We start from the raw sequence: 14521 nt of genomic DNA on the forward strand, positions 1-14521 counted from the left end.
CTTTCGATGGGATCACTTCGAGATCGATGCCCGCCGGCTGCGCGACCCATTTCGCCAGGTCCTGGCCGATCTGAATGTACGTCCCGCGCTCCTGGCCAGTCACGATCTTGTAGTTCGCGTCTGCGGCAGCGGCGAGCGCGAGTGTCGAAAAGAGCAGGGCAATCAGCGCCGCCAGTCCTGCGAGCATCGTTTTCAGCATGGTCTCTCTCCCGCCTTGGATACGTTCTACAGCAGACTTCGATTTAATCTGTAATCGTTTTCAATGCGTGCCTTCGGAGGATGGGGCGTCCTTCCACCCAAGTTGGCGAATCGCGCGTTCCTGGGTATCGACGCCGTCGTCGTTGCTGCCAGGGACGGTGGCGCCGGCGGCAGCGGATTGATTCGCAGCTGCCGACGTGACGCTCGTATCCGCACTTTCGACGTCCGTTGGATGTCCGTTAGCTGGCGTGCCACTCGCGCTCGGCAGCGGGGGAGGTGACGCGACTGTGGCCGGGGCGTTCGGCGCGGCCGGCGCAGCGGCGCCCCAATCCCGCGACGACGGCAGCGGAACGCTGCTTGCATCGCGCGGCCGCGGCACAGCCGCGTCCGATTGCGCGGGGCCGATCGGCGTACGAAGCGGCGACCAGCCCGTCGCCAGGATGGCGCGCTCCATCAGCGATCGCGCGTGCAGGCTGGCCGGATCTATCGCGAGCACCAACGATGCCTGTTCTCGCACGCAATCCCAGGCACGTTGCGAGGCACATCGGTCCGCGCTTTGCAGCGCAGCATCGCGGCGTTGCTCCGCAGGTGCGCTGTCGCGCTGTATCTCGCGCGCTGCCTGATTGTTCGCGCCACGTGAAAGTGTGGCATTCGCGCTTGGCAAGCTTTTCTCAGCGAGGCTCGCGCGCGTGACGCGTACTTCTCTTTCCTGGCCGCGCCTTTCGCCGTATAGCAGAAACGCAGCGTATGCGATTGCGACAATGAACCAGGCGAGCAAAACGCCCTTCACGAAGCGCCCTTTACCGGTGCGCCAGAACGGCCGGTGTTCCTCGAGTTGATAGTGGTGCAAATAGTCTGCGTGCACCGCCGGGCGATGGGATGCGGCCGCGCCGGCAAGCGACACCTTTGCAACGGCAGGCATAGGCGCTGCCGCGGAACCGATGACTCTTAAGGTGGCTTTCGGGCGCGCGTGCGCAGCCGCGTCGAGCGGGCGATCCGTGCCGCAATAAGGGCAGGAATCGACGTGCTGATAGAGCGTCCCGCCGCAGAATTTGCATGGTGTGGGGAAACTCTGGTTACGAGTCATCTGAACTGACATGCTGTCGTTCCACCGTCATGGCGACGCCATTTCGGCATGTTCAGGATCGTCGTTGAAGCGATCGGCGAAGCCTCGCGGAACTCACGATCTGCATGCGCAGGAGAGCGGCGGTGCCCGACCGGGCGCAGCCGCTCGAAAGATCATATGTGTGATTTTCCGTTCATACGCAACTTGCCAGTGTTGTCTACCGCACATATGCGCTGCCTGCGAGCAGTAGGGCGCGAACAAACCTGTTGCGCGTCTAAATAGTGCCGGATCATGGCAAGATCGGGGATTTCCCCGAGAGGCGTCCCGGAGGACCCGGCGGGCTGGGGGCCCGCTTGCTGGATGCCGTTGCTTCCAGAGTCATGTGGTTTCTTATGGGGTCGAATGTTGAGGCGATCTATCCTATTGTTTTTATTAGAAAATATTTAGATATGGCACGGAAGCCCGACATCCAATAGTTCCAACCTGAACTAGCAAGAGTGTCTCTGCGGTTGAATCAATTTCAATGGAAATTCGCCATTCCGCCCCTTCTTGAATTTGTCACTCCCCGTCCATATAATTAGCACTCACCGCATGAGAGTGCTAACAACTCCGGTGCGAACAACATCTCTGGCTGGCGGGTTGCCGGCAGCCAGGTTTTCTTGAGTCGCTTCAAGTCCTAATCAAGAGAGGATCTATCCATGAACCTTCGTCCTTTGCATGATCGCGTGATCGTCAAGCGCCTGGATCAAGAAACCAAGACCGCTTCGGGCATCGTGATCCCGGACGCAGCGGCAGAAAAGCCGGATCAAGGCGAAGTCCTGGCCATCGGCCCGGGCAAGCGCGACGACAAGGGCGCCCTGATCGCGCTCGACGTGAAGGTCGGCGATCGCGTTCTGTTCGGCAAGTACGCTGGCCAGACCGTCAAGGTCGATGGCAACGAACTGCTCGTGATGCGTGAAGAAGACATCATGGCCGTGGTGAACAAGTAAGTTCATTCCACCGCTCACTATTCAAGAATTCAAGGAGTTAGAAGATGGCAGCTAAAGACGTCGTGTTCGGCGATTCCGCCCGTTCCAAGATGGTTGAAGGCGTGAACATTCTCGCCAACGCAGTGAAGGTCACGCTGGGTCCGAAGGGCCGCAACGTGGTGCTCGAGCGCTCGTTCGGCGGCCCGACGGTCACCAAGGACGGTGTCTCGGTCGCAAAGGAAATCGAGCTCAAGGACAAGCTCCAGAACATGGGCGCGCAAATGGTCAAGGAAGTTGCTTCCAAGACCAGCGACAACGCCGGTGACGGCACGACGACGGCTACGGTTCTGGCCCAGTCGATCGTCCGCGAAGGCATGAAGTACGTCGCATCGGGCATGAACCCGATGGACCTGAAGCGCGGCATCGACAAGGCCGTCGCAGCAGCAATCGAAGAGCTGCGCAAGGTCAGCAAGCCCTGCACGACCAACAAGGAAATCGCTCAAGTCGGCTCGATCTCGGCAAACAGCGACACGTCGATCGGCGACCGTATCGCTGAAGCGATGGACAAGGTTGGCAAAGAAGGCGTCATCACCGTCGAAGACGGCAAGTCGCTGCAAGACGAGCTGGAAGTCGTCGAAGGTATGCAGTTCGACCGCGGCTACCTCTCGCCGTACTTCATCAACAACCCGGACAAGCAAGTCGCCGTGCTGGAAAGCCCGTTCGTCCTGCTGTTCGACAAGAAGATCTCGAACATCCGTGATCTGCTGCCGGTTCTGGAACAAGTCGCGAAGGCTGGCCGTCCGCTGCTGATCATCGCTGAAGACGTCGAAGGCGAAGCGCTCGCAACGCTGGTCGTCAACAACATCCGCGGCATCCTGAAGACCGTCGCCGTCAAGGCTCCGGGCTTCGGCGACCGTCGCAAGGCCATGCTGGAAGACATCGCGATCCTGACCGGCGGTCAAGTCATCGCTGAAGAAACCGGCCTCACGCTCGAAAAGGCAACGCTGGCCGAACTCGGTCAAGCCAAGCGCATCGAAGTGGGCAAGGAAAACACGACGATCATCGACGGCGCAGGCGAAGCCGTGAACATCGAAGCGCGCGTGAAGCAAATCCGCACGCAGATCGAAGAAGCGACGTCGGACTACGACCGTGAAAAGCTGCAAGAGCGCGTTGCCAAGCTGGCAGGCGGTGTCGCAGTGATCAAGGTCGGCGCTGCGACCGAAGTCGAAATGAAGGAAAAGAAGGCACGCGTGGAAGACGCGCTGCACGCAACCCGCGCTGCCGTTGAAGAAGGCATCGTCCCGGGCGGCGGCGTTGCGCTGATCCGTGCACGCACGGCAATCGCCAGCGTGAAGGGCGCCAACGCAGACCAGGACGCCGGTATCAAGATCGTCCTGCGCGCCATGGAAGAGCCGCTGCGCCAGATCGTCACGAACGGCGGCGAAGAAGCTTCGGTCGTCGTGGCAGCAGTTGCCGCTGGCCAGGGCAACTACGGCTACAACGCAGCGACCGGCGAGTACGTCGACATGGTCGAAGCCGGCGTGGTCGACCCGACGAAGGTTACGCGCACCGCACTGCAAAACGCAGCTTCGGTTGCCGGCCTGCTCCTGACGACGGACGCAGCTGTTGCTGAAGTGCCGAAGGAAGATGCTCCGATGCCTGGCGGCATGCCCGGCGGCATGGGCGGCATGGGCATGGACATGTAATTTGGGCTTTTGCCGAAATTACATCGACGTGCAGGGAGCGCCCCGTGAGGGGTGTTTCCCTAGCCCGAAAAGAAAAAACCCGCAGCGATGCGGGTTTTTTTCGTCTATGCGGTTCGCGCGGCTGGCCTCCGCGCAGGAAGGCCAAGCAGCAGTCTTATTGCTTCGCTTCGCCGGGCGAGGCTTCGTCGGCGTCCGTGTCGTTGCTGCGCGCCCAGAAAAACCGGTCGGGCAGCCACGCGCCCATCCCCGGCCTGAACGCGTTCTGCACGGCCTGATACACATATTCCTGCGCTTCGCGCACGGCCTCTGGCGGCTCTTGCCCATTGGCAAGCAGCGCGGCGATGGCGGCGCCGAGCGTGTCGGTCACGCCCATCATCGGCTGAGTGGAGCGGTCCCACAGATCCTGGCGCAACTGGCCATCTTCGCAATACAGCGTGTTGACTACGCGATGCGTGCCCGTTTCCATCGCCAGGATGTACTCGCAACCGGTGGCGAGCAGGTGCGCAATGGCCGCGTCGACGCTGGGCGCTTCCGCGTCGCCGTCCGGCTGTGCGAGCGCGATCAGCGTGGCGGAGTCCGCCACGAGCAGCGTGGTCTGCGGCACGAGCAGGTCGGCCATCGCTTCACGCAGTTCGTCGGCGGCGAGGACGTGTTCGTCGTCGAGCGTGAAGTCGGGGGCGAGGATGAGCGGCAAGTCGTCATAGTCGGCGACCACCTCGGCGATCGCGCTCACGACCTCGGCGCGCGCGCCCGCGCCGACCTTGAACGCCGCGATGGGCATGTCTTCGAGCAGCATGCGCGCCTGCGTGGCAACGGTTTCCGGGTCGAGCCCAGTCACTTCGTCGCAGCCCGCGGAGTCGCGCACCGTGTAGCCGGTCAGCGCGGTGACGCCGTGGCAACCCATGCTGGCGAGCGTGAGCAGGTCGGCTTGAAGTCCGCCGCCGCCGGTCGGGTCGGAAAGGCCGAAGGTGAGGACGATGGGAGGGGTGTCGCTGGGCATGAACGTGGCGAGATGGATTGGACTTCGGGCGCGGCGTACCGTGCCGTCATAAGCGAATGCTTTAATTATGCGGCTTATCGACGAATCCGGGGGACGGATGACCCCGGCGCGCGCGAGGATTTCTCCGCGCTGCACGCGCCGCCCGCGTCAACGCATTCCGTTTGATCCCGTGCAGGCCAGATTTCCTCTTGCTAGGCATGGAAACGGCAACAAGGTACCATCATGGCTCTCGTTTCCCCGATTTTTTTTCCGACTGGTTTCGGACTTTTCGACGCGGCATAAGAATGGAATATAGAAGCTGGATGTGCCTGATCTGCGGCTGGATTTACGACGAAGAAGCCGGTTTGCCAGACGAAGGCATTGCCCCCGGCACGCGCTGGGAGGATGTCCCGATCAACTGGACCTGTCCTGAGTGCGGTGCGCGCAAGGAAGACTTCGAGATGGTCCAGATCTGAGCGCATTGTTCAGGTAGCTGGCGATAGCCGGCGCGCAGTCTGGCTGCAGATTCCGGAAGTGTGGCGGGTGTGGAGTGCGGTGTCGCAACAGCGGGCACCGTATTTGCGCTTGCCGTCGCGGTTGTCGACGTCAGCGTCGACGCCATAGTCGAGATTGCCCGCCTGGTCGGCCCGCTAACGTTTTCGGCGCTGCCCTATGAGTCATCCTTCAAGCTCTGATGTGCGGTTCGAAGCGTTGCCGAATCCGCGCGGCGGCACGGTGCCGTTCGCGCACGGCGCGCTCGCCCAGGCGCTGGACGCGCTCGAGGAGCAGCGCGATGTGGCCCGGCCGCTGCGCCAGGCTGCCCGCACGCTGCACGACGCCGGCTGGCTTGCCGCCGCGCGCTTTGCCGATACGCTGCTCCTCGCTTCCCCGCTCGCGCTCGCTGCGCCCGTGCCCGTAGAGCCGCCGCCGGGCTTGCCCGTGCGGCCGCTCCACGCACCCGAGGAAGCGCAGGGCGCTGAATTCCGCGTCTTGTTCAGCGAGGCGCTCAAGGAACTCGTCGCCGCGCTCGAGCGCCGCAATCTGCGCGAGCTGGCGTGCTCGGCCGCGCTTTTTGCGCGGCAGCATGCGCTCGTAGCCGCGCTCGCGGAGCACGTGCCGGGCATCGCGCTCACCTATGAGGACGTGGCGCTGCAGGGCCGGCCGCTCGCGCCTGCTTCGCTGCATCCGCAGCCGGCCCAGCGCTTCGGCCAGGTGCGCGCGCGCTTCGAGCAGGCGCTGCTGCATGCGCTGAAATCGCACGTCGGCAACGGCAGCCGTGCGGCCAACGCGCTCGCGCTCGCGGCATTCGACGAGATGGACGCCTGCATGGCCGAGCTATCGAGTCCCGATCCCTACGACTTCTGGCGGCTTGCATCCGCGTGTGGACGTGCGCTGCGACGTGGCGTGGCGTCGTGGGGCGACGAGGGTGTGCGGCGGCTTTACGCGCGCTGCAATCTGCTGATCGGCGAGCACGCGCGCGGCCTGCGCTTCGCGCCGCAAACGCTCGTGCGCTCGACGCTGGCGTTGCTCTGGCGGGACTACGCGCTCTTCGGGGCCGCCGCGGAAGACACCGCGGACGTCGATCTGCTGCACGACTACGGCTTGACCGTGGAATGGCACATTGCCGGCACGCAAGCCTCGGAGGCGCTGTGGGAAGCCGGCAGCGCGCAGGCCGGCGCGCTCGCGGCACGCGTGGCGCCCACGCGCGAGCTGGGCGCGCTGGTCGTGAACGGCAACGCGTATGAAGATTTTCTGCAGACCGCCGATGCGGCGATGATCGCGCTCGGCACGCACTCGCGCACGCTGACGTTGCGTCGGGCGGGCGCTGCCACGGAGCCCGCCGACGCGCTGGTCGCGGCCGACGCGGCGTACCGCATCGGCGCTGCGGCCTGGGCGCTCGGGCTCGGTCATGTCGGCCAGCTCGCAGATGCGCTGGGCCTCGCCTGGCGGCGCACCGCGCATGCGGCAACGCTCTCGGCCCTCGAGGCGCGGGGCGCGCCGTCGGTACAGGCGCCCGGCGCCGAGGCAATCGAGCACGCCAGCGAGGCGCTGCGCGCCATGCTGCACAAGGTCGCTGCAGGCATCGCGCAGCCCGACGCCACGCCCGCGGTGCGTGCGCTTGGGGCGGCGATCGTCGGCGGCGCGGCGCAAACCGCGACACAGCCCGCAGTGCAATCCATTGCGCACTGAATGCACGGGGCGTGCGGATCCACGGCGCGCGTATGGCTGCCGAGGCACCGGGCACCGGCCTTGCGCCATCGGCCCAGTGCCTTGCAAGGGCACAGCGCGCGCGTGTTAGAGTGAGCCATTCCCTGCAATGCGCAACGCGTAGCGGCTGGCAGAGCGAGGCGGCCATCGGGCGCCCGACTTCCGGCCTGGCAGCGCGCCGCCATTGCGCATCGTCTTTGCTAGAATTCAAACCATGTCCAAGAGTACCGATCGCATCAATCTGACCAACCAGTTCCTGATCGCCATGCCGAACATGGCGGACCCCACGTTTTCAGGAACGGTGGTCTACCTTTGCGATCATTCGGAGCGCGGCGCGCTCGGTCTCGTCATCAATCGGCCCACCGACATCGATCTCGAGGCACTCTTTTCCCGCATCGACCTCAAGCTCGAAATCGAGCCGCTCCTGCACGTGCCCGTCTATTTCGGCGGCCCGGTGCAGACCGAGCGCGGCTTCGTGCTGCACGCGCCCGCCGAGGGCACGAGCTATACGTCTTCGATGTCGGTGCCAGGCGGGCTCGAGATGACCACGTCGAAGGACGTGCTCGAAGCCGTTGCCAACGGCAGCGGCCCCGAGCGCTTTCTGCTCACGCTCGGCCATGCCGGCTGGGGCGCGGGGCAGCTAGAAGACGAAATCTCGAAGAACGGCTGGCTCACGGTCGAGGCCGATCCGAAGATCGTATTCGACGTGCCCGCCGAAGAGCGCTTCGAAGCGGCGCTCGCGCTACTCGGCATTTCCTCGACGATGCTGTCGGGCGAGGCGGGCCACGCATGAGCGTGGCCGCGGGGCGAGGGGCTGGCGAGGCCACCTTGCTTGCGTTCGATTACGGCGAAAAGCGCATCGGTGTGGCGCTCGGCAATGCGCTCACGCGCCGTGCCCGGGCGCTTACCGTCATTCCCAACAAGAGTCGCGACTACCGCTTCGAAGCGATAGGCGAGTTGCTGCGCGAATGGCAGCCCGATGCGCTCGTGGTCGGCTTGCCGTGCCATCCGGACGGCACGCCACACATCATGACGCAGCACGCGAAGCGCTTTGGCAACCAGCTCAACGGCCGCTTCGGCCTTCGGGTGGTGTGGGTGGACGAGCGCTATTCGTCTGTCGATGCCGAAGCACAGCTGCGCGAGCGCGGCGAACGCGTCGAACATGTCGACGCCGAAGCGGCCTCCGTGATTCTCCAGCAGTACCTCGACGAACTCCCGCTCTGATTAGCCCGCGAGTTGCCCGATGCGAGTTGCCTGATGATTACTCCCGACGCTGAAGCGCTGTACTTCGCCCTTCTCGACGAGATTCGCGCGGCGTATCACGCCGATGCGTTTGGCGCGCCCGGTGGCGTGGCGATCGTCGGCATTCATAGCGGCGGCGCGTGGATCGCCGAGCGGCTCGCGCAGGACGTCGGGACGCACGAATGGGGCGTGCTCAACGTCGCGCTGCACCGCGACGATTACGCGAAAAAGGGCTTGCACAGCAAGGCGAGCCCAACGGCGCTGCCGTTCGCGGTGGAAGGCCGCCACATCCTGCTCGTCGACGACGTGCTCTACACGGGCCGCACGGTGCGCGCCGCGCTCAACGAGCTTTACGATTACGGCCGCCCGGCCTCCGTCGAACTCGCGGTGCTCGCCGAGCGCGGGGGTCGCGAGCTGCCGGTGTCTGCGCGTTTCACCGGCGGCGCAGTGAGCGTCGGCGCACAGGAAACGCTCGTACTTGCGCACAACCCCGACGGCCGCTTCGCCTTTGAAGTCGAGCAGAGCAGCGGTAGCTGACGCGCGCATCGAACCCATTCGGCGGCAGCGACGGCAGATGCGCAGGCATGCACGCTGGCCACACGCCGCCCATCACATCCAGGATTCACGCGATGAACACACAGCCCACGCCCGCAGCGTCCCCAGCGGACGATACGCGTTTTCGCTACGGCTTCCTCAAGGGCAATCCGCAGCTCACGAAGAACGGCGAGCTCAAACACCTGCTGTCGATCGAGGGCCTGTCGCGCGCGATCCTCACGCATGTACTCGACACCGCCACGCAGTTCGTGAGCGTGACCGACCGCGACGTGAAGAAGGTGCCGCTGTTGCGCGGCAAGTCGGTGTTCAACCTGTTTTTTGAGAACTCCACGCGCACGCGCACCACGTTCGAGATCGCGGCCGCGCGTCTTTCGGCCGATGTGCTCAACCTGAACATCAACGCTTCATCGACGAGCAAGGGCGAGTCGCTGCTCGACACCATCGGCAATCTTTCGGCGATGCATGCCGACATGTTCGTCGTGCGCCACGCGTCGAGCGGCGCGCCGTACCTGATCGCCGAGCACTGCGCGCCGCACGTACACGTGATCAACGCCGGCGACGGCCGCCACGCGCACCCGACGCAGGGCCTGCTCGACATGTACACGATCCGCCACTACAAGCGCGACTTCACGAACCTGCGCGTGGCGATCGTGGGCGACATCCTGCATTCGCGTGTGGCGCGCTCGGACATCCACGCGCTCACCACGCTCGGCGTGCCCGAGGTGCGCGCCATCGGCCCGCGCACGCTGTTGCCGGGCGGCCTCGAGCAGATGGGCGTGCGCGTGTTTCATAACCTCGACGAAGGCCTGAAGGACGTCGACGTGATCATCATGCTGCGCCTGCAGAACGAGCGCATGAGCGGCGCGCTGCTGCCCTCCGCGCAGGAGTACTTCAAGAGCTGGGGCTTGACGCCCGAGCGGCTCGCGCTTGCCGCGCCCGACGCAATCGTCATGCATCCGGGGCCGATGAATCGCGGCGTGGAGATCGACTCGCAGGTCGCCGACGGTCCGCAGTCGGTGATCCTCGATCAGGTGAGCTTCGGCATTGCGGTGCGCATGGCGGTGATGGGCATCGTCGCCGGTAACAACGATTGAAGCGCTCACGCGGCAAGAACGACAAGGGCAGCAGATGAAGATCCATATTCAAGGCGGCACGCTGATCGATCCGGCAGCCGGGACGGAACAGCAGCAGGACGTGTACATCGAAGCCGGCAAGATCGCGGCGCTTGGCGCGGCGCCCGCGGACTTCCAGGCGGACCGCACGCTCGACGCGCGCGGCCTCGTGGTCGCGCCTGGTCTCGTCGACCTGAGCGCGCGGCTTCGCGAGCCAGGCTACGAGCACAAGGCGACCCTCGACTCGGAGATGAACGCGGCGCTCGCGGGCGGCGTGACGACCCTCGTGTGCCCGCCCGACACCGACCCCGTGCTCGATGAGGCCGGCCTCGTCGAGATGCTCAAGCATCGTGCGGACAAGCTCGCGCGTGCGCACGTGCATCCGCTGGGTGCGCTCACCGTGGGCCTGAAAGGGCAGGTGATTACCGAGATGGTGTCGCTGACTGAAGCGGGCTGCATCGGCTTCACGCAGGCCGACACGCCGATCGCCGATACCCAGGTCCTCCTGCGCGCGCTGCAGTACGCGAGCACCTATGGCTACGCCGTGTGGTTGCGGCCGCAGGACGAGTACCTCTCGAAGGGCGGCGTGGCCGCGAGCGGCGCGCTGGCTTCGCGCCTCGGCCTCTCCGGCGTGCCGGTGAGCGCGGAGACGATCGCGCTGCATACGCTCTTCGAACTGATGCGCGTGACGGGCGCGCGCGTGCACGTGCAGCATCTTTCGTCGGCGGCGGGCGTGGCACTCGTGCGTGCGGCGAAGGCCGAGGGCTTGCCCGTCACCTGCGACGTGACGGCCAATCACGTGCATCTGATCGACATGGACATCGGCTATTTCGACGCCCAGTTCCGGCTCGACCCGCCCCTGCGCCAGCAGCGCGATCGCGAGGCGATTCGCACGGGTCTCGCCGATGGCACGATCGACGCGATCTGCTCGCAGCACACGCCCGTGGACGACGACGAAAAGCTGCTGCCCTTCGCCGAAGCGACGCCTGGTGCGACTGGGCTTGAGCTGTTCCTCTCGCTCACCGTGAAATGGGCGCAGGACGCGCGCATCCCGCTCGCGAAGGCGCTTGCCCATGTGACATCGGCGCCTGCTGCTGTGATGCAGCGCGACGCGGGGCGGCTCGCCGTTGGCGCGAGCGCGGATCTCTGCGTGTTCGATCCTCATGCGCACTGGCGCGTCGAGCCGCGTGCGCTGAAAAGCCAGGGACACAACACGCCGTTCCTCGGCTACGAACTGCCCGCCGTGGTGCGCGCAACGCTCGTGGCGGGGCGCGTTAGCTTCGAGCGGGGGTTCGATCGAGTTGCAAGCGCATGACAGATTTGTGTCACGCAGGTCTGCTAGGATCTCGCGATTCAGCCTATCGTCAAATATGAGCCTCTTCATTCGCAAGACCCGCCTGCTCGCGCATCTGCTGCGCGGCGCCTGCACCGTCGCACTGCGCTTTCCGCGTGCGAGTGCCGATCAGCGCCACGCCATGAACCGTGCATGGTCCCTCAAGATGCTCGAGCTGTGCGGCCTGAAGCTCGTCGTGCACAACGACGCGGCTCGGCTCGACGCGGGCGCGCTCGTCGTGAGCAACCATATCTCGTGGATCGACATCTACGTGATCAACGCTTGGCGGCCCACGCCGTTCGTCTCGAAGGCCGAGATCCGCAACTGGCCCCTCATTGGCTGGTTCGCGCAGAATCTCGACACGGTGTTCGTCGAGCGCGAGAAGCGCAGCGATGCGAAACGCATCATGCATGAGCTGGCCGAGCGCCTCACGCGCGGCGAGTTGATGTGTGTGTTTCCCGAAGGCACGACCTCGGATGGCCTCGCGCTCAAGCCGTTTCACTCGAACATGTTCCAGGCGGCGGTATCGGCTGGGCGGCCTGTGCAGCCGCTGTGCATTTTGTATGAGGATGCGCAGGGGCGGCAGTCGGTGGCGCCGGCGTATATCGACGACCTTTCGCTGAAAGACTCGCTCGACGCGATGCTCAAGTCCGGGCCGCTGACCGCTCACGTTTATGTTGGTGAGGCGATCGAAGCGGGGGATGACCGGCGCAAGCTGGCGGCGCGGGCGCAGGAAGCGGTGGGGCAGGCGTTGGAGGCGATGCGGGGTGAGGCGGCGGCGCAACCGCATGGCGTGGCGCAGGCGACTTGACGCCAGAAGGCGTGTGCCTACGCGCTCGTGGGTGCGTTAGTGCGTTAATCGTTCGTAATAGCGCGACAACTCTCACAGGGCACCTGCGTGAGGATGCGTTTGCCCGGATCGCCGACGAGATGGATTGCCGAAAGCTCCTCGCCCCAGACGCAGCCCGAGTCGAGCCCGACCAGATTCCTGCGCAGGGTGAGGCCAAGCGCCGCCCAATGGCCGAACACCACGGTGATGTCTTCGGTTTTCCGGCCCGGCACGTCGAACCACGGCATGAAGCCTGGCGGCGCGGAGTCGAGGCCGCCGCTGGTTGAGAAGTCCATCACGCCGTCGCGGTCGCAAAAACGCACGCGTGTGAGCGCGCTGCAGGTCACGCGCAGGCGCTCGATACCCTTGAGATCCTTGGACCAGCGGTTCGGCTGGTTGCCATAGAGACCGGCAAGCGTTTCCCGCCAGTTGTCACGGCGCAACGCTTTTTCGAGTTCGTGCGCGAGTTCCATCGTGAGATCGACGTCCCACTGAGGTAACACGCCTGCATGCACCATCAGCATGCCGTTCTCGTAGTGCGCGATCGGGCGATGGCGCACCCAGTGCAGCAGGTCTTCGGCGTCGGGCGCACCCAGGATGTCGCCGATGGTGTCGTCTTTCTTCGCCTTGCGAATGCCCGCCGAAACGGACAGCAAATGCAGGTCGTGATTGCCCAGCACCGCCACCCCGCGATCGCCGAGTTCGATCACCTCGCGCAACGTTTCGAGCGACGCGGGACCGCGATTGATCAGGTCGCCCGCGAACCAGAGCGGCGTGTCCGGGGAGGGCGCGGCCTTGGCGAGCAGTTCGCGAAATGGTGAGAGGCAACCCTGAAGGTCGCCAAAAGCGAGAGGGGCGGGATGCGGCGCTTGCTCTTTCATTCGTTGGATGGCTGGCGGTGTACGGCGTGGCGCGAGGCAATGACGGTATCACAAGATGAGTGCCGTCGCGTGACGCCGCGGAAACAGGCTAATGCATGGCGGATGAACAATTCGACCCCGGCATGGCACGAAAAATGCCAAACGAATTTGTCAAGCTGTTTCAAGATGTTAGGGGGGTAGCGTTCGTACACGGTATCCTTATAATTCTCTATCGATAAAATTAGAACCAGAATCTGCGGGGGTAGGTAAGGCTGAATCTGCTGGATCGGGCGCTTCTCCCGCACGAAGGCTATTTCTACAGTTAGCTTTCAGGTCATCTGGTGTAAAGATTGACGCCAGAATTGCTTCCGCACTCGCGCAATACAAGGAGTTCCATGATTCTGGTTACGGGCGGTGCCGGCTTTATCGGCGCCAACTTTGTGCTTGACTGGCTGAGTCAATCGGACGAAGCCGTATTGAATGTCGACAAGCTCACGTACGCGGGCAATCTCGGGACGCTGAAATCGTTGCGGGACGATGCGAAGCACATATTCGCGCGCGTGGATATTTGCGACCGCTCAGCGCTCGACACGCTCTTCGTCGAGCACAAGCCGCGCGCGGTGCTGCACTTCGCTGCCGAAAGCCACGTCGATCGATCCATTCATGGTCCGGCTGATTTTGTTCAGACCAATGTCGTCGGCACCTTCACGATGCTCGAAGCCGCTCGCCAGTACTGGAGCGACCTGCCCGCAGCCGAAAAGGCCGAGTTTCGTTTCCTGCACGTCTCTACGGACGAAGTGTTCGGCTCGCTTTCGGCAACCGACCCGCAATTCTCCGAAACCACCCCGTATGCGCCGAATAGCCCTTACTCGGCGACCAAGGCGGGATCGGACCATCTCGTGCGCGCCTACCATCACACATACGGCCTGCCCACGCTGACGACGAATTGTTCCAACAACTACGGCCCGTACCAGTTTCCGGAAAAGTTGATTCCGCTGATGATTGCCAACGCGCTCGCCGGCAAGCCGCTCCCGGTGTACGGCGACGGCCAGAACGTGCGCGACTGGCTCTACGTGAGCGACCATTGCAGCGCGATCCGCGAAGTGCTCGCCCGCGGCAAGGTTGGTGAGACCTATAACGTCGGCGGCTGGAACGAGAAGAAGAATCTCGAAGTCGTGCACACACTGTGCGACTTGCTCGATGAACTGCGCCCGAAGGCAGCGGGTTCGTACCGAGATCAGATTGCCTATGTGACTGACCGTCCGGGCCATGACCGCCGTTACGCGATCGATGCGCGCAAGCTCGAGCGCGAACTCGGCTGGAAGCCCGCTGAGACGTTCGAAACCGGGCTTGCGAAGACAGTCCGCTGGTATCTCGACAATCAGGCGTGGGTCGACGACGTGGTGTCGGGCGACTACCGCAAGTGGGTCGAGACGAATTACGCAAAGCGCGGGTGAGGAACAAA

The 14521-nt window shown here is 64.2% G+C and carries 13 protein-coding genes and 1 pseudogene; 11 read left to right on the top strand and 3 right to left on the bottom strand.

The window, feature by feature from the left end; all coding sequences use genetic code 11:
• Positions 1 to 199 (bottom strand): annotated as a pseudogene (locus tag ACOJB8_RS33900) (TAXI family TRAP transporter solute-binding subunit); the annotation flags it as partial.
• Between the two features lie 1763 nt (positions 200 to 1962).
• On the opposite strand from ACOJB8_RS33900, the gene groES reads away from it, so the two are divergent.
• Positions 1963 to 2253 carry a co-chaperone GroES gene (gene groES, locus ACOJB8_RS33905; RefSeq protein ID WP_028202123.1) on the top strand — a complete coding sequence of 97 codons (291 nt, stop codon included), beginning with the start codon at positions 1963 to 1965 and terminating at the stop codon, positions 2251 to 2253.
• Between the two features lie 44 nt (positions 2254 to 2297).
• On the top strand, positions 2298 to 3938 hold the full coding sequence (gene groL / locus ACOJB8_RS33910; protein WP_042262253.1) for a chaperonin GroEL: 1641 nt from the start codon (positions 2298 to 2300) through the stop codon (positions 3936 to 3938).
• Between the two features lie 154 nt (positions 3939 to 4092).
• On the opposite strand, the gene ACOJB8_RS33915 is transcribed toward groL, so the two are convergent.
• Positions 4093 to 4938 carry a hydroxymethylpyrimidine/phosphomethylpyrimidine kinase gene (locus ACOJB8_RS33915; RefSeq protein WP_069267691.1) on the bottom strand — a complete coding sequence of 282 codons (846 nt, stop codon included), beginning with the start codon at positions 4936 to 4938 and terminating at the stop codon, positions 4093 to 4095.
• 284 nt (positions 4939 to 5222) lie between these two features.
• Here ACOJB8_RS33915 and ACOJB8_RS33920 point away from each other — a divergent pair, with 284 nt between their 5' ends.
• The 8 genes from ACOJB8_RS33920 to ACOJB8_RS33955 all read left to right on the top strand — a co-directional run bounded on the left by ACOJB8_RS33920 (position 5223) and on the right by ACOJB8_RS33955 (position 12178).
• Positions 5223 to 5393, top strand: a complete 171-nt coding sequence (locus ACOJB8_RS33920) for a rubredoxin (protein ID WP_008342674.1) — start codon at positions 5223 to 5225, stop codon at positions 5391 to 5393.
• 196 nt (positions 5394 to 5589) lie between these two features.
• On the top strand, positions 5590 to 7107 hold the full coding sequence (locus ACOJB8_RS33925) for a hypothetical protein (RefSeq protein WP_475016490.1): 1518 nt from the start codon (positions 5590 to 5592) through the stop codon (positions 7105 to 7107).
• Positions 7108 to 7339: 232 nt separating this feature from the next.
• Entirely contained in the window at positions 7340 to 7918 is a 579-nt protein-coding gene (locus tag ACOJB8_RS33930) for a YqgE/AlgH family protein (protein WP_028202127.1), read from the top strand.
• Positions 7915 to 8349 carry a Holliday junction resolvase RuvX gene (gene ruvX, locus ACOJB8_RS33935; protein ID WP_342947778.1) on the top strand — a complete coding sequence of 145 codons (435 nt, stop codon included), beginning with the start codon at positions 7915 to 7917 and terminating at the stop codon, positions 8347 to 8349. The genes ACOJB8_RS33930 and ruvX overlap by 4 nt, the downstream gene beginning before the upstream one ends.
• Before the next feature lie 33 nt (positions 8350 to 8382).
• Positions 8383 to 8904 carry a bifunctional pyr operon transcriptional regulator/uracil phosphoribosyltransferase PyrR gene (gene pyrR, locus ACOJB8_RS33940; protein ID WP_475016492.1) on the top strand — a complete coding sequence of 174 codons (522 nt, stop codon included), beginning with the start codon at positions 8383 to 8385 and terminating at the stop codon, positions 8902 to 8904.
• A 92-nt stretch (positions 8905 to 8996) separates the two neighbouring features.
• On the top strand, positions 8997 to 10016 hold the full coding sequence (locus tag ACOJB8_RS33945; RefSeq protein ID WP_069267687.1) for an aspartate carbamoyltransferase catalytic subunit: 1020 nt from the start codon (positions 8997 to 8999) through the stop codon (positions 10014 to 10016).
• Between the two features lie 34 nt (positions 10017 to 10050).
• Positions 10051 to 11349, top strand: coding sequence for a dihydroorotase (locus tag ACOJB8_RS33950; RefSeq protein ID WP_475016495.1), 1299 nt, complete (start codon positions 10051 to 10053; stop codon positions 11347 to 11349).
• A gap of 55 nt (positions 11350 to 11404) precedes the next feature.
• Positions 11405 to 12178 carry a lysophospholipid acyltransferase family protein gene (locus ACOJB8_RS33955; protein ID WP_475016497.1) on the top strand — a complete coding sequence of 258 codons (774 nt, stop codon included), beginning with the start codon at positions 11405 to 11407 and terminating at the stop codon, positions 12176 to 12178.
• 44 nt (positions 12179 to 12222) lie between these two features.
• Here ACOJB8_RS33955 and ACOJB8_RS33960 read toward each other — a convergent pair whose 3' ends face one another.
• Positions 12223 to 13077, bottom strand: a complete 855-nt coding sequence (locus ACOJB8_RS33960) for a symmetrical bis(5'-nucleosyl)-tetraphosphatase (protein ID WP_475016498.1) — start codon at positions 13075 to 13077, stop codon at positions 12223 to 12225.
• Positions 13078 to 13451: 374 nt separating this feature from the next.
• Here ACOJB8_RS33960 and rfbB point away from each other — a divergent pair, with 374 nt between their 5' ends.
• Positions 13452 to 14513 (top strand): dTDP-glucose 4,6-dehydratase, encoded by a 1062-nt coding sequence (gene rfbB, locus ACOJB8_RS33965; protein WP_475016499.1) that lies wholly within the window; start codon positions 13452 to 13454, stop codon positions 14511 to 14513.
• Positions 14514 to 14521 lie beyond the last annotated feature (8 nt).

Source organism: Paraburkholderia sp. BR10141 (assembly GCF_056155635.1).